This is a genomic window from Paenibacillus sp. YAE3, assembly GCF_057546105.1.
The window spans coordinates 61,052-78,210 of the sequence record NZ_BAAIYF010000014.1; the positions used below are offsets into that span (position 1 = coordinate 61,052).

At 50.1% G+C, this 17,159-nt stretch carries 15 protein-coding genes; 13 read left to right on the forward strand and 2 right to left on the reverse strand.

What is annotated here, in order from left to right; translation table 11 throughout:
* Positions 1-23 precede the first annotated feature (23 nt).
* A complete protein-coding gene (gene corA, locus AC27KL_RS23330) occupies positions 24-983 on the forward strand; it encodes a magnesium/cobalt transporter CorA (protein ID WP_339323470.1) in 960 nt (319 codons plus the stop codon).
* 218 nt (positions 984-1,201) lie between these two features.
* Here the strand turns inward: corA and AC27KL_RS23335 are convergent, their stop codons facing one another.
* Positions 1,202-1,750, reverse strand: coding sequence for a hypothetical protein (locus tag AC27KL_RS23335; RefSeq protein WP_212952327.1), 549 nt, complete (start codon positions 1,748-1,750; stop codon positions 1,202-1,204).
* Positions 1,751-2,012: 262 nt separating this feature from the next.
* Here AC27KL_RS23335 and AC27KL_RS23340 point away from each other — a divergent pair, with 262 nt between their 5' ends.
* From AC27KL_RS23340 to AC27KL_RS23380, 9 genes are all read left to right on the forward strand, one after another.
* Entirely contained in the window at positions 2,013-2,249 is a 237-nt protein-coding gene (locus AC27KL_RS23340; RefSeq protein WP_487171245.1) for a hypothetical protein, read from the forward strand.
* 645 nt (positions 2,250-2,894) lie between these two features.
* Complete coding sequence (locus AC27KL_RS23345) at positions 2,895-3,185, forward strand: YerC/YecD family TrpR-related protein (protein ID WP_036714986.1); 291 nt, start codon at positions 2,895-2,897, stop codon at positions 3,183-3,185.
* Between the two features lies 1 nt (position 3,186).
* Positions 3,187-3,951, forward strand: a complete 765-nt coding sequence (locus AC27KL_RS23350; protein WP_339325037.1) for a sirohydrochlorin chelatase — start codon at positions 3,187-3,189, stop codon at positions 3,949-3,951.
* A 115-nt stretch (positions 3,952-4,066) separates the two neighbouring features.
* Complete coding sequence (locus tag AC27KL_RS23355; protein WP_036714990.1) at positions 4,067-4,948, forward strand: diacylglycerol kinase; 882 nt, start codon at positions 4,067-4,069, stop codon at positions 4,946-4,948.
* A gap of 313 nt (positions 4,949-5,261) precedes the next feature.
* Positions 5,262-6,764, forward strand: coding sequence for a 23S rRNA (uracil(1939)-C(5))-methyltransferase RlmD (gene rlmD / locus AC27KL_RS23360; RefSeq protein ID WP_487171246.1), 1,503 nt, complete (start codon positions 5,262-5,264; stop codon positions 6,762-6,764).
* A gap of 153 nt (positions 6,765-6,917) precedes the next feature.
* On the forward strand, positions 6,918-7,634 hold the full coding sequence (locus tag AC27KL_RS23365) for a 3-ketoacyl-ACP reductase (protein WP_487171247.1): 717 nt from the start codon (positions 6,918-6,920) through the stop codon (positions 7,632-7,634).
* Between the two features lie 485 nt (positions 7,635-8,119).
* The gene (locus tag AC27KL_RS23370) at positions 8,120-9,103 is read left to right on the forward strand and encodes a tRNA dihydrouridine synthase (RefSeq protein WP_212952334.1); all 984 of its coding nucleotides are present in this window, start codon (positions 8,120-8,122) and stop codon (positions 9,101-9,103) included.
* A 309-nt stretch (positions 9,104-9,412) separates the two neighbouring features.
* Positions 9,413-9,796: a DUF4288 domain-containing protein gene (locus AC27KL_RS23375; RefSeq protein WP_487171248.1), complete on the forward strand. Its 384-nt coding sequence runs from the start codon at positions 9,413-9,415 to the stop codon at positions 9,794-9,796.
* 127 nt (positions 9,797-9,923) lie between these two features.
* Complete coding sequence (locus AC27KL_RS23380; RefSeq protein WP_487171249.1) at positions 9,924-10,499, forward strand: dihydrofolate reductase family protein; 576 nt, start codon at positions 9,924-9,926, stop codon at positions 10,497-10,499.
* A gap of 300 nt (positions 10,500-10,799) precedes the next feature.
* On the opposite strand, the gene AC27KL_RS23385 is transcribed toward AC27KL_RS23380, so the two are convergent.
* Positions 10,800-10,979, reverse strand: coding sequence for a hypothetical protein (locus AC27KL_RS23385; protein WP_487171250.1), 180 nt, complete (start codon positions 10,977-10,979; stop codon positions 10,800-10,802).
* A 609-nt stretch (positions 10,980-11,588) separates the two neighbouring features.
* On the opposite strand from AC27KL_RS23385, the gene AC27KL_RS23390 reads away from it, so the two are divergent.
* From AC27KL_RS23390 to AC27KL_RS23400, 3 genes are all read left to right on the forward strand, one after another.
* A complete protein-coding gene (locus AC27KL_RS23390; RefSeq protein ID WP_487171251.1) occupies positions 11,589-13,748 on the forward strand; it encodes a CBM35 domain-containing protein in 2,160 nt (719 codons plus the stop codon).
* Between the two features lie 412 nt (positions 13,749-14,160).
* The gene (locus AC27KL_RS23395) at positions 14,161-15,039 is read left to right on the forward strand and encodes an aldose epimerase family protein (RefSeq protein ID WP_487171252.1); all 879 of its coding nucleotides are present in this window, start codon (positions 14,161-14,163) and stop codon (positions 15,037-15,039) included.
* An 11-nt stretch (positions 15,040-15,050) separates the two neighbouring features.
* Positions 15,051-17,063 (forward strand): glycoside hydrolase family 31 protein, encoded by a 2,013-nt coding sequence (locus tag AC27KL_RS23400; RefSeq protein ID WP_487171253.1) that lies wholly within the window; start codon positions 15,051-15,053, stop codon positions 17,061-17,063.
* Positions 17,064-17,159 lie beyond the last annotated feature (96 nt).

A 17,159-nucleotide genomic window follows, 5' to 3' on the forward strand; every position in this document is an offset into this window, starting at 1 on the left:
CGAAAGGAGTCTGTCGATAACCGATGATACGCACGCTGGCTGTGACGCATACGCATGAGGTGGTAACGAATTTTAAGCTGGAGGACACCCGTCCGGGGGATTACGCCTGGATGTGGGTGGACTTTAACGCGCCGACCGAAGAGGAATCGGCCCTGCTGACGACTTATTTCCATTTCCACCCGCTTGCTGTGGAGGACTGCCTCCATGTGCTGCAGCGCCCGAAGCTGGACAATTACGACGAGCTGCAATTTTACGTGCTTCATGCCATCGATCCCGATACGCTCCATGTGGAAGAGGTGGATCTGTTTCTCGGGCAGGATTTGCTTGTATCGTTCCACGAAAAAGAGCTGGAGGAAGTGGACGAAGCGTGGAAGGAAATCATCCAGCATGCCCATGACCGGAAAATCTGGTCCCGCGGGCCGGTGTCCTGCGCCTACAACGTGATGGACAAGCTGGTGGACAAATATTTTCCGTGCGTGTTCACGATCGAAGACGAGCTGGCGGAGCTTGAAACGCGGGGCAGCAGGGAATCGGTCGAGGAGCTGATGAAGCAGGTGTTCGAGCTGCGGGGGCGGCTGCTGAAGCTGCGGCGCACGATCGTGCCGATGCGCGATTTGCTGTACCGGGTCGTCAACTCCCAGCATGTCCAAAGCAGCAGCGAGCATAAGGTGTATTTCGGCGACATTTACGACCATCTGCTGAAGCTGACCGACATGATCGAAGCGGACCGGGAAATGACGGCCGATCTGCGGGACAGCTACATCTCGCTCAACTCCAACCGGATGAACTCGATCATGAAGACGCTGACGGTCATCACGACCGTGTTCATGCCTTTGACGCTGATTGCCGGGATTTATGGGATGAACTTTACGAACATGCCGGAGCTCGGCTGGAAATACGGTTACCCTGCGGTGATGGTGCTTATGTTCGCTCTTGCGGCGGGCATGGTGCTGTGGTTTCAGCGGCGGGGCTGGTTTAAGTAAAAATGCTGTGGGAAGCCGCGTGATGGCGGCTTTTTTTGCAATGCGAAACACGGGGGAGGAGGGGACCTTCCGGTCCCCTGGATGTAAATTTAAGCATCTTTCGTCCTACGGGGCTGGCGGGCACGATGGCGGCATGAAACGGCCCGGGATCGGATGGGTTCGGGGGACCGATGTCCGGGCTGGGAAGGATGGGAGATTCTATGCTCCTATGTGTCTGGTCAGCGCCGCTTTTTGCGGGAGGATTTCGAGGATTTGCCGGGGCGATAGGCGTTGTTCGAACGCTTTCTGGAAGAGGATTTTTTGCGCGTGTTTCTTCTGCGGCGGGGCCGGTATTCGGCCGGCTCCTCGGCGGCGTTCGTTTTGCCTTTTCCGAACAGCAGTTTGAACATCGGCGCCACCTGCTGCACGCCGGTCATCACCTTTTGCACCTTCCCGATGGAATTGACGATGCCGTCAATCCCGCCCATCCGGTCGATCAATCCTTTCAGCTCCCCGATATTGGCCAGGGAAAATCCCGATTTGGCGGCAGCAGCCGCAGGCGCGGCTGCAGCGGCCACGGAGGTCGCTTCGGCGGCTCCCGTCAGCACTTCGGCGCTTGGCAGCACTTCGCCCCCCGGCATCGGAACAAGGCCCGTGCCCGGACCGGCGCCAAAATCGTTATAAGGGATACCCGGATAGGGTGAATAGGATGGGTAAGGAGAGAAAGGACCGCCGTTCAGTGAGCGATGATCGTTGCGGGGCTTGCGGTGATAGTAATGCTCAGGCATGGATATCACTTTCCTTTTTGGAATGTTTTATTATACTGTATGTCATGGGCGAACATAAGGTATGGACGAATGCCCGGTAGACAGGGATAGGTGCGGAATCGGGCGAATACCCAGAAGCGGCGTCCGGCAAGCGGGCTTGGGGTATCCTTCCAGGGTGTGGAGCGGCGGCATCGTATGATTTGCAGGTTATCTACCTTGACCCTGACACTAATGTCAGGGTTTATAATGGGTTCATCCCGAACAGAAAAGGAAGATGCTGCTTATGAATATTTCGCCGCAAGAGGAAAACATGATTCAGGCGCTGCGCGAGGTGGCATTGCCTCCTCTATTTGTGCTCATCCGGATTCGAAACGATATTCTTCATGACACGGTCCATATCGAAGAAGGCCGGAGAAATGAAATGGTGAATACGTTGGAAAAATACATCGCCCCGCTTTGGAAGGATTATCATCAGGAGAAAAATTCACAGGCCAAGGAAGGACTTTCGAGTCCGGAGTGAACGGGCACGACACCAACAGCGACGGGCCATGCCGCCATATAGGGCGGTTTTTCTTTTGCGCAAAATCCGTATTCAAGGATCGCTCGGAGAGCCCTTATCCTAAAAGATTCAGCGGCGTCCCGGTTGGTGCAGGTACGGAAGATCCCGAAGTAGGGAATCGCCTGTCATGGGTCACGAAGGATTGTCCAAGAGAGCGATTATCAATCGACCGAAACCTATCCGCCAAAAATGAATGGCGAAACCCGTCAATACCGAGGCTCATGCCTGCCTGCAAAATCAGAGGGCTAGAGGGCCGAATAACCGGAATTTGGAAACGATCCGCCAAAACATCATGTAAAAGCCCGCATGGATGATGTATAATTTAAGCGCTTTCAAATGGAAGGTGGTGTTTGATGCATTTTAACCATGGAAAGGCATCGATGGACCGGGCGGCTGATCCATGTCGCTTTATTTAGCCTGCTGCCATGCAACTCTTCAGTGCGTGAATTCGTTAACGCTTGAAAATTTTATACCGGCTCGGTACAATGAGAGTACATAGAGGACTATCATTTGAATATGGATTGACCGATATTATAATGTGGAAAGACCCTGTGACGGGAGCACAATCCTGAATAGGCAATAGTAATAGTAGGGGATGATGATTCAGTGCAACTGAAGAAACTTAATGATAAAAGTATTGACCAATTATTTGAAGCTATTTTAACGCTGGAAAATATTGAAGAATGTTACGTGTTCTTCGATGACCTGTGCACTGTGAACGAAATCCAGTCCCTGTCCCAGCGTCTGGAAGTGGCGCGCATGCTCGGCAAAGGCTGCACGTACAACCAGATCGAGGCTGAAACGGGAGCGAGCACCGCGACCATTTCCCGCGTAAAACGGTGTTTGAATTACGGCAACGAAGGGTATAAAATGACGTTAGACCGTCTTGGACGATAAGATGCGCAAACGGGGCGTACTAATCATCAGCCACGGCTCAAGGGAACAGGCTTGGGTCGATCTGGTCGATGAAGCCATTCATCAGCTGCCGCTGCGGGGAGACCTCCCTGTGGCGGCTTCGTTCTTGGAACTCGTGGAAGGACGGCTCATTCAGGATGGCATCGACCGGCTTGAAGGCCAGGGAGTCACGGACATTCTGGTCATTCCGCTGTTCGTTTCTTCCGGGAGCACGCATGTGAACGAAATTGCATACGCGCTCGGCGTGCTGGATGCTCCTTCTTTTGACAGCGACCTGGAGCGGTTTCGGGTCAGTGCGACCATTCACTACGGCTCGCCGATCGAGCATGGGCCTTACGTGGCGGAAATGTTGTGGGATAAAATAAGGCCGGTATCCCGGGAACCGGAGCGGGAAGTCCTTGTCCTGATCGGACATGGAAGCAGTTATGAAAGTTTTCGCAAACGCTGGGAGGAAGGGCTCCGGCGGCTGGCGGACCAGGTGCGGGAGATCGGCGGCTTCGCATGCAGCGATGTTGCGCTGCTGCGGCCGGACAACGTTCGCGAGAAAGTGGCATATTGGCAAAAGGACCGGGGAATGCAGGTCATTGCGGCTCCGCTTTTTTTGAGTGAGGGTTATTTTATCCGCGAAGTGATTCCAAAACGTCTGGAAGGCTTGAGCTACCTGTATCCGGGAAAGGCGCTGCTGCCGCATCCGCTGCTGACCGCGTGGATTGACCAGCAGGTTCAAGACTGGTTAAAAGTGGAATAATGGGCTATATTCTTCTAAGGGGCGTATGGCCTTGAGGTTGCGTGCTTTTGGCGACATGCGAATCCCTTAGAGCAATCATAACGGTGTGAATTCCTAAAATGGGTGGCGTTTGGTAATGAAAAGAGCAAGATTGATTTATAATCCCACTTCCGGCCGGGAGGAAATGAGGCGGCGTCTGCCTGACGTGCTGCAGCGGCTTGATCTGGGCGGCATCGAAACCTCCTGCCATGCGACGACCGGCGAAGGCGACGCGACGGCCGCGGCTGCGGATGCCGTGGAACGCGGATATGACATGATCATCGCCGCGGGCGGCGACGGCACGCTGAACGAGGTCATCAACGGCATGGCCGGCAAGGACAATGTACCTCCCCTCGGCATTTTTCCGGTGGGAACGACGAATGATTTCGCGCGCGGGCTGGGCATCCCGAGAAGCTGGGAGGACTACTGCGATCTCGTGATCCGGCAGCAGACCCGTCCGATCGACGTCGGGAAAGCCAATGACCGGTATTTTATCAACATCGCGGGCGGAGGGACGTTGACGGAACTGACTTATGACGTGCCCAGCCGCCTCAAGACGATGATCGGGCAGCTTGCGTATTACATTAAAGGGGTCGAAAAAATGGTCAGCCTGTCGCCGCAGGAGCTGATCATCGAAGCCGAAGGGCAGGAGACGATCCACGACGAATTCATGATTTTCCTCATCACCAACACGAACTCGGTCGGCGGCTTCGAGAAGCTCGCGCCCGGCGCGCGGATCGACGACGGCCTGCTCGACGTGATCGCCCTCAAAAAATGCAACCTGGCCGAATTCGTCCGGGTCGTCACGTTGGCGCTGCGCGGCGAGCATTTTAACGACAAAAAGGTCGTGTATTTCCGCACCCGCTCGATGGAGGTCACTTCCCCGGGCAAGGTGCTGCTCAACCTCGACGGCGAGCTGGGCGGAACGCTTCCGGGCCAGTTTTCGGTGCTGCATCAGCATTTGAGGATTTTTGCGTAAGGAATGGATTTTTTAGCAAGACCAGCGTTGCGGTTTGCAAGACGGCCCAAGCGGCCGTAAACCGATACATACCGGCAGTTCACGCAGGTTAAGATGTCCAGTCGCTGCCCATCGCACCGGGAAGGGGAGCGGGACATCTTGATCTTTTTTGCGTTGGGGAGATGTTTGGTATAATAGGATGGATGTCATGCAGGGAAGGTTCAGTGCCTTTTTAAAAATAAAGACGTTAGGCGAGAGCATACGGAAAAATGGTGTCTGCAATAGGCTCCCATTTTATGATTGAATATATAAGGAAAGAAGTGACGTAAGCAGCATGAACAAGCGACAAAGCCGCCGGAACGCCGGCCGCCGCAGCACGCCTGCACCCATCACCGGACTGCCGGTGGCCAAAAACGACGAGGTCGTCATCGACATCATCGGGATGAACCATGACGGTGAAGGCGTGGGCCGGGCCGAAGGATATACGTTATTCGTCGCGGGCGCTCTGCCCGGCGAAAAAGTGCGCGTGAAGGTGCTGAAGACCAAAAAGCAGTACGGCTACGCCAAGCTGCTCGAGCTGGTCGAAGCCAGCCCGGACCGCATTGCCGCGCCCTGCCCGATCTTCGACAAATGCGGCGGCTGCCAGCTGCAGCATATGGACTATGCCGCGCAGCTGGCGTGGAAACGGCAGCTTGTCGTGGACAACCTGACGCGGATCGGGAAGCTGCAGGTGCTCGGGGAGCCGGAGCTGCGGCGCGGGGACTCGCGAGAGTCTGTTGAGGCGGCACCTTCGGAAGCAGGAAGCTCCCAAGGGATCCAGGTCCATGCCACGCTTGGCATGAACGAACCGTGGCGATACCGCAACAAGGCCCAGGTGCCGATCGGCGTGACCGAGGGCGGCCTGGTGGGCGGCTTCTACGCCCGCGGCAGCCACCGCATCATCGACATGGAAGCCTGCCTCATCCAGCACGAGAGCAACGACGAGGTCGTTGCCCGCGTGAAGGCGATCGGCCGCAAGCTCGGCATCTCCGCGTACGATGAAGAAACCGGTAAAGGTCTGCTCCGTCACGTTGTGGTGAAGGTCGCTTTCCGTACCGGCGAGATGATGATCGTTCTTGTTACCAACGGGGACAAGATCCCGCACGCGGACGAATGGATCGTCGCGATTCGCGAACAGCTGCCATCGGTGGTCAGCATCTGCCAGAACGTGAACACGAAGCAGACGAACGTGATTTTCGAAAACGTCACCCGCGTCCTGTGGGGCCGCGAAGTGATTTATGACTATATCGGCGACGTGAAGTTCGCCATCTCGGCGCGGTCGTTCTATCAGGTGAACCCGGCACAGACCGAAGTGCTGTACGGCAAAACGGTGGAATACGCCCGGTTGACCGGAAAAGAGACGGTCATCGACGCGTACTGCGGCATCGGGACGATTTCGCTGTTCCTGGCGCAGCATGCGGGCAAGGTGTACGGCGTAGAAATCGTGCCGGAAGCCATCGAAGATGCGCGCCGCAACGCGGAACTGAACGGAATGAGCAATGTTACGTTTGAGGTTGGCGCGTCTGAAGATGTCATTCCTGTCTGGAAAGAGCAGGGCATCGAAGCGGACGTCATCGTCGTCGACCCGCCGCGCAAAGGCTGCGATCCGAAGCTGCTGGAGACGATTTTGGAGATGAAACCGGAGCGGGTGGTTTACGTGAGCTGCAATCCTTCTACGCTGGCGCGGGATTTGCGGGTGCTGGAGGATGGCGGGTATCGCACGGTGGAAGTGACGCCGGTGGATATGTTCCCGCATACGGTGCATGTGGAGAGCGTGGCTTGGTTGGAATTAGAATAATCGCATGACATTTCAGATTCAAATCAAGTCGTGATACAATAAGTGTGGTCGAACATTGAGAAAATGACTGTTTTGCAAGTTTATATATTGAGGCAACGGTGGAATGCAGGGTTCAGCGTTGTTTCAAAACGATTTTATTAAGGAGTGAACACCATGCAATCAATCCAAGGCAAAGTGGCATTAATTACAGGAGCAGGGCGTGGAATTGGACGTGCAACAGCAATAGCTTTTGCGAAAGAAGGTATTCACGTAGGTCTTGTTGGACGCACGCTTGAAAATTTGCAACACGTAGCAGAGGAACTTAAACAGTATGATGTGAAGGTGGCCATCGCCACGGCAAACGTGGCCGATTTAGAGTCGATCACTGCAGCGGTTGAATCCATTCGCAGTGAGCTTGGCGCCATTGACATTTTGGTCAACAATGCCGGCATCTCCAAATTCGGCAACTTCATGGACTTAACGCCTGAGGAATGGACCAATATCATCGATGTCAATGTAAAAGGGGTGTACTACACAACACGTGCGGTATTACCGGAAATGATTGAGCGCAAAACAGGCGACATCATTAATATCTCCTCGACAGCCGGTCAAAAAGGCGCACCGGTTACAAGTGCATACTCGGCATCAAAAGCTGCGGTGATCGGATTAAGCGAGTCATTAATGCTTGAAGTGCGTAAGCACAATATTCGTGTGACCACGTTAACGCCAAGTACGGTGGCAACAGACATGGCTGTTGAACTCAACTTAACAGACGGCAATCCGGATAAAGTGATGCAGGCAGAAGATTTAGCAGACTTGATGGTTGCACAACTAAAACTTCATCCGCGTGTTTTACTAAAACATGCCGGACTTTGGTCAACCAACCCTTAATGATAGTTGAAATATCAAGACGCTGCCCTATGTATGTGGGGTGGCGTTTTCCTTTTTATATCGTAAAAAGCCCCAATATCTGCTCAACATCATTAGCATCTGCGTTCACCCAAAGTCTAAGAAGTCTGACTACAGGACAATGAGTTTGCACGAGAGCCGACCGAGAAGCGGGGATCTACTCCTGTTTCTGCTCGGTTTTTTTGTGTTTTCTAAAAAAAGGATTGTATGGTTCTGGTCGCACTCGAAAATTTCTGGTTGAGGAATTGGTTCTTTTTTCTTAAAGGCTGGTAAGATAAAAAATTCTTTTAATTTGATATATAATATTGTCAGTAAGCACTAAGCAGTTGCTTGGTTGGATCTCCAAGGGTACTATTGTTTAATCATTAAGTGATTAAGCATGATATAAGTGGATAAGAAGAACGTTAGGCGTAATATTATGGGACAACGTTTGAAACTGCATCATAACGAAAGGATTTGAGTTTGAAGTGAACAACAATTTTTGGCTTGATTTACCCCGGCCTTTTTTTGTGCTTGCACCGATGGAAGATGTGACGCACGTTGTTTTTCGTCATGTCGTGAGTAAAGCGGGAAGACCGGATGTGTTTTTTACGGAGTTTACGAATACGGAGAGCTATTGTCACCCGGAAGGCAATCATAGCGTGCGCGGCCGGCTGCTCTTTACCGAGGATGAACAACCTATGGTCGCGCATATATGGGGCGATAAGCCGGAGTATTTTGAAAAAATGAGTATCGATATGGCGAAGATGGGATTTAAAGGGATCGATATCAATATGGGTTGTCCTGTCCATAATGTGGCATGCAACGGAAAGGGAAGCGGCCTGATTCTCCGGCCGGAGGTTGCTGCCGACATCATCCAAGCGGCCAAGGCAGGAGGATTGCCTGTAAGCGTGAAGACCAGACTTGGTTTCACAAGAGTGGATGAATGGCAGGACTGGTTGACCCATATTTTGAAGCAGGATATCGCTAATCTTTCGATCCACTTGCGGACGAGAGAGGAAATGAGCCAAGTCGATGCGCATTGGGAACTGATTCCTGAGATCAAGGAGCTTCGGGATCGTGTGGCGCCGCATACGCTGCTGACGATCAACGGAGATATTCCTGACCGTCAAACGGGCCTAAAGCTGGCTGAACAATATGGCGTGGATGGGATCATGATCGGGCGCGGGATTTTTAAAAACCCTTTTGCTTTTGAAAAAGAGCCGAGGGAACATAGCAGCAGCGAATACCTTGATCTTTTAAGATTGCAGCTGGATCTCCATGATCAGTACTCCCAAAAATTAGAGGCCCGTCCATTCAAAGCTCTTCACCGCTTTTTCAAGATTTATGTCAAAGGGTTCCGAGGGGCAAGCGAACTCAGAAATCAATTGATGAGCACGACGTCAACCGATGAAGTGCGCGCGCTTTTGGACGAATTTACGCAACATATGGATGAGGGCGCAGAAAGTTAAGCGGAGTAACTCCGTCCCTTAGGGGATGGAGTTTTTTTCGTTTGTGTTGTACGGAAGGGCAGATTATGATCATTGTACGATATTCATGATGGATCCATATGGAGTGATGACCTCGAGATACACCGATTACATCCCCCTGAAAACAGGCGGATACCAATCTGTAGGAAAGTTTGGCGACGATATCTATGCGTATGAGGTTAACTATGGACAGGAAATGGCCGGTTCGATGATCTATGAACGTTGATCGGTTTTCTGCAGCTATTAAGCTAACGGGCAGGATTATTGATATTTTAAGGAGGTAACAAAGTAGTGCATGAGAACGTAAAATGGTATTCTGTAAAACTTTTGTTTGAAGCTAAAATCACTGGTGAGCCAAATCCCTTAACAATCGATGACGCTTATGATGAATCGAAAATTTACGAAGAAAGGTTATATCTTATACATGCCGATTCATTTGAGGAAGCGTATGAAAAGGCAGAATGTGAAGCCAAAGATTCAGAAACCAAGCATTTCAATCCTTATGGTGAACTAGTGGAGTGGGTGTATGTCCAACCATTAGATTGTTTTCATCTTTTTGACGATGAGATTAGAGATAAAACGGAGATTTACTCCAGACAGTTTGATGTGTCAAAAGACAAAAGTATGAGTGAGGTTTTACAGCGGTTTTATCCAGAAGTTAATGATGAGGAGTAGTTCAACGCGGAGATTTATTAAGCTAGCGGGCAGGTTAAATTAGCAATCTATAATAAACAGCCTGAACTGAAATGTTGTAAAGTGTAGTTAATGGTAAGCATACCACATGAACAAAGGAGAAATGAAAATGAGGAAACTTGTTTTATTTTTGCATTCATCGCTTGACGGTTTTGTAGAAGGGCCAAACGGCGAAATGGACATTGGCTGGGTTTCCTACGATGCTGATTTGGAGAAACACGCGAAAGAAATTTTGAGTACTGCCGACACGGTCATTTGGGGACGCGGGACTTATCAGATGATGCACAGCTACTGGCCATCTGTGCCTTCGGACCCATCAGCTTCGCAGCATGAACGGGATCATGCCGAGTGGATCGAAAAGACAGCCAAAATCGTTTTTTCCACAACGCTGGAGAAAGTCGAGTGGAACAATTCCAGACTGGTGAAAGAAGATGTCGAGGAAGAGATCAAAAACCTCAAACAGCAGCCAGGCAGAGATATGGTCATCCTCGGCAGTCCTAGGTTCGCGCACTACCTTATGGGGCTTGATTTAATTGATGAGTATAAGATCACGGTTTCTCCTGTCCTGATCGGCAGCGGGTTGCCGTTATTCCAAGGCATCAAAGAGAAGACCAATCTTAAACTTATCGAAAACAAAACTTTTGATTCCGGGGCCATTGGTCTCTATTATCAGGCGGTTAGATGACCTTGTTTCGTAGATTAGAATGCGTAGATGGGTTACGATAGCTAATTACTTGATTATTTGTAACACTTACACTGAAGGTGTTGCATTGAGCTGACGGGTACGTTCAATATAACTTAATGTTGAGCAGGCCACAGCAGCCTGCTCATATTATTAAGTTGACGTGCAGCATAGGTCAAGAATCAATCGCGGGGAACCGTATCTTATAGAAATGTAAGAGAAGCCTGCGGCCACTTCGCCGACCGCTGATTGCCCCTGTAATGGCGACCACTTTACCCGAAATTCCCGACATCATCTCCCTTCCTATTCCTCGAAATCGGAACTCATCGTTGTTTCTTTCCAATTCCCAATATCGTTAAGCATGTCGCCCAATTTTGCGGTTGCTGCCGCATATGCGTCTTTGCCCAGCAATAAACGCAATGGCGGATTGGGGAGCTCGGCAACTTGAATGACCGCTTCCGCCAGCTTGGCCGGATTTTCCATATCCTGCCCGCTTGGTCGTTTGATGCTTGATCCGACCGTTTCCATATACGCCGTTTATCGCGGTTTGCGCGGGTTTGCAGATCGTCCTGCCCAATCGGTTCGGAAAGCCCAGGTTCGATAAGCGTAACATGGATTCCGATCGGCGCTACTTTCTTTGCAAGGCTTTCGGAAATGCCTTCGACCGCGAATTTGTCCGTCACGTTTAATAAGTTTTTTCTAAAATCAGTATAGGGATCTCAGTGCTTCGACTGTGAAAGGATTCAGTTCGCCGAACCGTCCGTTCCGGATTTTCATAACCCACTCTGGGTCTACTAACGACGAGCGCCCATTGGCCACCAAATCAAATTCATCTCGCTCAAGTCTTTCGATCAAACCATCCAGGCCAGTAACCTGGGTTACTTGGCCGGATCAACATGTCCTGCATTTGGAACGATAGCATTTCAGTTTGTACCTGAACACCAATTTTTTATAATTCATTATTATTATCCACTAAGCTTAGAATTTTCGAATAGAAAATGGAAACTAGAAAAGATATGATTTGTCCAGGAATGGTTATGCAACCGCTTACATCACGGTACAACATCTTAATAACCGAGAGGAGAAAGATTTATGAAGTGGTATAATTCTAAAAAACTGCTGACCGTATTCTTGGCCGTTTCCGTTTTTACATCGTTTATTCCTGGATACCAAGAACAGCATGCTCATGCGGCTAATCCGCAGCTAACCGTGGATTTGGCTACCATTGTTAAACCAAATGTCGATCATGCAGCATCCGGCGCACTTTATGGCCTGCGATTCGATCGGGTTCCTAATGATCGTGCACTCGCACCTCTTCGTATGAAGATGCTTGCGCAACCGCCTGCGAACCCAGGGATGCTGCCAAATGGAGAAGTTCGACCCTTCGGGGATGCTGTCAAAGTGTCCGAACAAGCAATCCGGAACGGGATCGAACAGATTCAAATTTACATGCCTGACGTTTATCCCAACTTCCCACAGAAATGGATAAGCTGGGATGATTATTTATCAAAGGTGGATAGCATCGTTGATTCGGTACAAAAGGCCAACAAACCTAACTCGTTTACCTATATCCCCTGGAATGAACCAGATTGGACTTGGGATAGCGCGAAGGCAGGCAATTACCTTGAAGGGTATAAACGAATCTATGACCGGATACGATCAAAGGATCTGATCACTCTGACTGAAGGTCCAAATATCGCAGCCTACAATCATACCTTTATGATGAACTTTCTGACCTATTGCAAAGCGAATAACTGTTTGCCTGATATTATTTCCTATCATGAACTTGAAGATAATTCATATACCGATATTCAAGCTCATGTCGATGATGTGAGAGCCATAGAGAATAGCCTTGGCATTTCTCATCGCCCCATCTCTATCAACGAATATGGTCGGCCGAGTGATGTTGGGATTCCGGGGTATCTGGTACAATTGGTGGCAAAATTTGAGCGTGCCGGTGTGGACAGCGCCGCTTTGCCTTTCTGGTTTCAGGGTGGAACGCTTGGAGATCTGTTAATTAATCCGAACAGCGTTCCTAACGGAGCATATTGGTTGTATAAGTTTTATGGCGACATGACGGGATCTATGGTCAAAACGACAACGCCATTTGCTAACGGTTTGGACGGCATGGCGTCCAGGGATGACCGCAACAAACGTAGCATAGTAGTTGTCGGAGGAGGGACTGGGAACAACGATGTCGTCATCAAAGGGTTCGGAGCAACGCCGTACTTATCTGATAAGGTTCATATCCAAATTTGGAAAACGAGCTATACCGGCTCACGTACAAGCAAGCTCACTACACCACAGTACCTCTCCGATGGCGAATACTCCATTGTGAATGGGCAAGTAACGGTTACGCTTAACAACATGGTGGATACGGAAGCATATCAGCTAATTGTAAGTCCTTCTACACCGACGGCTTCTTACACAGCCAACCGTTTCGAGGCCGAGTATGCACAGTTGGACGGCAGCGCAAAGGTAATGAGAGACCATACAGGTTATGGCGGAACAGGTTTCGTTGCAGGTTATGACGGATCAAACACGGCTAATAGCAGATTTGTTGTAAGCGTGGATCATGATGGCATGTACACAGCAAATCTACGTTATTCTGCCGGTCCTCTTGGTGGAGGTACAGCAAATCGCGTTGTTAGTCTCTATGTAAACGGCACTAAGTGGAAAGATACTGTACTTGGTGCAACGGCATCTTGGGATCAATGGGCGACTAAACAGGAGAAGCTGTTCTTGCTCGAAGGAGTCAATACGATTGAATACCGTGCGGAGACGAATGATAATAATGACACGATCAATCTGGACTATTTGGATATAGCTGAATCGACAGCCACGGTCATTCAGGCGGAGAATGCCCAACTTGCGGGAAGTGCTAAAATTGCAACCGATCACATGGGATATAACGGTACCGGCTTTGTGGCCGGTTATGACTCCAGCACCAACGCATCTACTACTTTCACAGTCAACGTACCAACGGCCGGCACTTACTATGCCGCTTTACGGTACAGCGCTGGAGAGCAATATTTGCAAGGATGGGCAGATAATCGGACGGTCGGTTTATATGTCAATGGTGTCAAAATCAAAGACATTCATTTGTTGGGAACAGTTACATGGGATATCTGGATGGAGGATATTCAAGAGGTAGCCTTGAATGCGGGCACCAATACCATCTCATTCAAGGCGGAACTTGCTAATAACGATGATTCGATCAATCTTGATCAAATAACCTTGTTTACGAAATAAGAGTCCTTATCGATTCATAGTAGCTGAATCACAAAAGTTTAACGAATATGGCAGCTCTGAGGGACCGGCCCAAGACCGGTCCTTTTCCGACTGGGCTTCGCCTCGTTTGGTGTTCTGCTTCGGGAAGCAAAAAGTAACGGCCGCTGAAATTTTAATTTTTCTCACCAGTGCGGACCCGGCAGAAGGTGCAATCACCTTAGTTTTATCCACTATTCTTATTAATTTCAAATTTTCAAAGCGCTTTCATGATAGATAAACTGATAGATACAGACAGCAGCTAAATCATAAGGGAGGGTTATCGACTATTCCAATTTATGAATCGGGCTATAAAGGTATGGAAAGTATTACGATGGAGAGCCCGGACCTTCTAATAACCGTTATACCGGAAAGCGGAGGCAAGATACAGGGCATTATGGATAAAAACCAAGATAAGCAATTGTTGTTTCAGCATGATGCCCAAATCCCGTATCGACGTTCATCCTATGACGATCATTATGGGACAGGAGACGTCAGCGGATTCGATGAGGTATTCCCTTCGATTGAATCATGTTACTACCCGAATGCCCCTTGGCAAGGCGTTCGGATTCCTGACCATGGGGAGGTATGGTCCCAGCCATGGAAGGTTGAGACGGTTGCAGATGACGCGATTCGTTTATCCGTGCACGGCGTACGTTTCCCTTACCGGCTGGAGAAAACGATTCGGTTCGTAAGCGGTAAGGCGATTTCCATTTCCTATTGCGCGCATAATTATTCCGGATTCGAAATGCCTTTCATATGGGCGCCGCACGCTTTATGGGTGTGTGATCCAGATACGCGTATCGTGCTGCCTTCTTCGGTTAAGCAGGTCATGTCTACCTGCAGCATCTCGAATCGGCTCGGCTATTTCGGTACCGTTCATCCATGGCCGGTAACCCATGTTCAAGGGCAGGATTATGCAATAGATCGCGTATATCCGAAGTACGAAGGGAAATGCGAGAAGTATTATGCACAAGGCCAAATAGATGAAGGCTGGTGCGCGCTTCAAGGTGCAGATTCCGGTTACACGATTGGAATGGCCTATCCGGTGAATCAAGTCCCTTATCTCGGTGTATGGGAAGGGATCATGGACGGGAAGTACGTCACTGCGCTTGAACCATGCACGGGCGCGTACGATGCGCTCGATACGGCGATACAGTGGAGAACCGTCCGTTCTATACCGCCGCATTCTCATTATGACTGGTATTTAACAATTACGACAGGCATTTGGGTAGGCGAGATCAAGGCAATCCATGCAGATGGGACTTTTGAATAGGAGTGTATGAGATGCAAGGTGTTTTTCGGAGTGAGGGCAATCGTTTGATTTGGCAGTTCGACGCGGAGAAGCTGTGGATTGAGCCTTGGGGGGCCAACAGCTTTCGGGTAAGAGCAACACAGCAAGCGGAAATGCAAGAGGATATGTGGGCGCTGCTATCAGTGCAGGAAGTACCCGCGAATATCCAGATCTGCGAAGATTCGGCTTCCATTACAAACGGAAACATTCGTGCTGTCGTATCGACGGCTGGCGGCAAAATTGTTTTTTATAATCAACGCAATGAAGTGCTGCTTGAAGAATATGTACGAAACCGGAACGATCTCAAGCAGTTCTGCAGCGCCTTAATGATCCAATCGCGTGAATTCAAAGCGATCCCAGGCGGCGATTACCAGTTGAGAATGAGGTTCGAATCCGACCCGAACGAGAAGATCTTCGGTATGGGACAGTATCAGCATCCTTATCTGGATATGAAAAATTGTACACTCGAGCTTGCACAGCGTAATTCGCAGGCAAGCGTTCCTTTTGCCCTCTCGAGCAAAGGGTACGGCTTCTTATGGAACAATCCTGCAATCGGGAAAGTCACGTTCGGCAAAAACATGACGGAATGGGAAGCGTTGTCGTCCAAGCAGTTCGACTACTGGATCACGGCTGGGGATACACCGGCTCAGATTGAGGAAGCCTATGCCGGCGTAACGGGCACGGTTCCGATGATGCCTGAATACGGGCTCGGCTTCTGGCAGTGCAAGCTGCGTTATCAGACACAGGACGAGCTGCTTGAAGTAGCGCGGGAATATAAGAGAAGAGGACTGCCGATTGACGTTATCGTCGTTGACTTTTTCCATTGGCCGAAGCAGGGAGAATGGAAGTTCGATCCCGATTATTGGCCGGATCCGGAAGGTATGGTTAGCGAGCTTCGCAAGATGGGCATTGAGCTGATGGTGTCGATATGGCCGACGGTCGATAAAACAAGTGAGAACTATGCAGAGATGATGCAGAAGGGTTATCTGGTTCGAACCGATCGCGGCATTCGAACGACGATGGACTTCCTGGGCGATACGGTATTCTACGACACGACGAATCCGGGCGCACGCGATTACGTATGGAAAATCGCTAAAAAGAACTATTACGACAAAGGTGTACGCATCTTCTGGCTGGATGAAGCGGAGCCAGAATACTCGATGTACGATTTCGATATTTACCGTTATCATAAGGGGCCAAACCTTCAGGTGGGAAATATCTATCCGCTCCATTACGCCCAAACGTTCTATGACGGCATGCAAGCAGAAGGACAAGAAAGAATCGTAAACCTCGTCCGTTGTGCATGGGCAGGGAGTCAGCGGTATGGCGCCCTTATATGGTCAGGCGATATTGACTCCAGTTTTGACTCGCTGCGCAATCAATTAAAAGCTGGACTTAACATGGGAATTGCCGGTATTCCTTGGTGGACGACGGATATCGGCGGTTTCCACGGCGGCGACCCGAATGACCCGGATTTCCGTGAATGCATCATTCGCTGGTTCCAATATGGCGCATTCTCACCGGTTTTCCGCTTGCATGGTGACCGCGAACCTGCCGGGGCACCAATAGGTACATCTGGCGGCGGCATGTGTTGGAGCGGAGCGGCGAACGAGGTATGGAGCTACGGTGATGAAGCATACGACATTTTCACCAAATATATGCGAATTCGAGAGAGGCTTCGCCCATATATCCGAGGCTTGATGGAGGATTCCCATCGCAAAGGAACGCCGGTCATGCGGCCGCTTTTCTATGAGTTCCCTGCTGATTCGGAAGCCTGGTCGATTGAGGATCAATATATGTTCGGTCCGGATATTCTCGTAGCACCGGTCCTTGTTCATGGGGATCGGACAAGAACATTGTATCTTCCTTCTGGTGCGGTATGGAAGGATGCGGCAAGCGGAAAAACTTTCGATGGCGGTCAATGGATCCAGTGTGATGCTCCGATCGATTGGATGCCGCTCTTCTTCAGGAACGAGGCCGAATTTCCCGTTCATGAAAAGCATTGATTTAACTAAGTGTTATTCGAAATACAAAGCACCTGCTGTTATATGCAGGTGCTTTGACTGTTATTGCTGTCCATTTTACTGATAATATGACTGTAT

Bases quoted from the DNA above. Each gene is read 5' to 3' on its own strand.
- corA (WP_339323470.1), top strand. From the start codon at position 24: ATGATACGCACGCTGGCTGTGACGCATACGCATGAGGTGGTAACGAAT.
- AC27KL_RS23335 (WP_212952327.1), bottom strand. From the start codon at position 1,750: ATGCCTGAGCATTACTATCACCGCAAGCCCCGCAACGATCATCGCTCA.
- AC27KL_RS23395 (WP_487171252.1), top strand. From the start codon at position 14,161: ATGGATAAAAACCAAGATAAGCAATTGTTGTTTCAGCATGATGCCCAA.
- AC27KL_RS23365 (WP_487171247.1), top strand. From the start codon at position 6,918: ATGCAATCAATCCAAGGCAAAGTGGCATTAATTACAGGAGCAGGGCGT.
- AC27KL_RS23390 (WP_487171251.1), top strand. From the start codon at position 11,589: ATGAAGTGGTATAATTCTAAAAAACTGCTGACCGTATTCTTGGCCGTT.
- rlmD (WP_487171246.1), top strand. From the start codon at position 5,262: ATGAACAAGCGACAAAGCCGCCGGAACGCCGGCCGCCGCAGCACGCCT.
- AC27KL_RS23380 (WP_487171249.1), top strand. From the start codon at position 9,924: ATGAGGAAACTTGTTTTATTTTTGCATTCATCGCTTGACGGTTTTGTA.
- AC27KL_RS23350 (WP_339325037.1), top strand. From the start codon at position 3,187: ATGCGCAAACGGGGCGTACTAATCATCAGCCACGGCTCAAGGGAACAG.
- AC27KL_RS23400 (WP_487171253.1), top strand. From the start codon at position 15,051: ATGCAAGGTGTTTTTCGGAGTGAGGGCAATCGTTTGATTTGGCAGTTC.
- AC27KL_RS23355 (WP_036714990.1), top strand. From the start codon at position 4,067: ATGAAAAGAGCAAGATTGATTTATAATCCCACTTCCGGCCGGGAGGAA.
- AC27KL_RS23385 (WP_487171250.1), bottom strand. From the start codon at position 10,979: ATGGAAAATCCGGCCAAGCTGGCGGAAGCGGTCATTCAAGTTGCCGAG.
- AC27KL_RS23340 (WP_487171245.1), top strand. From the start codon at position 2,013: ATGAATATTTCGCCGCAAGAGGAAAACATGATTCAGGCGCTGCGCGAG.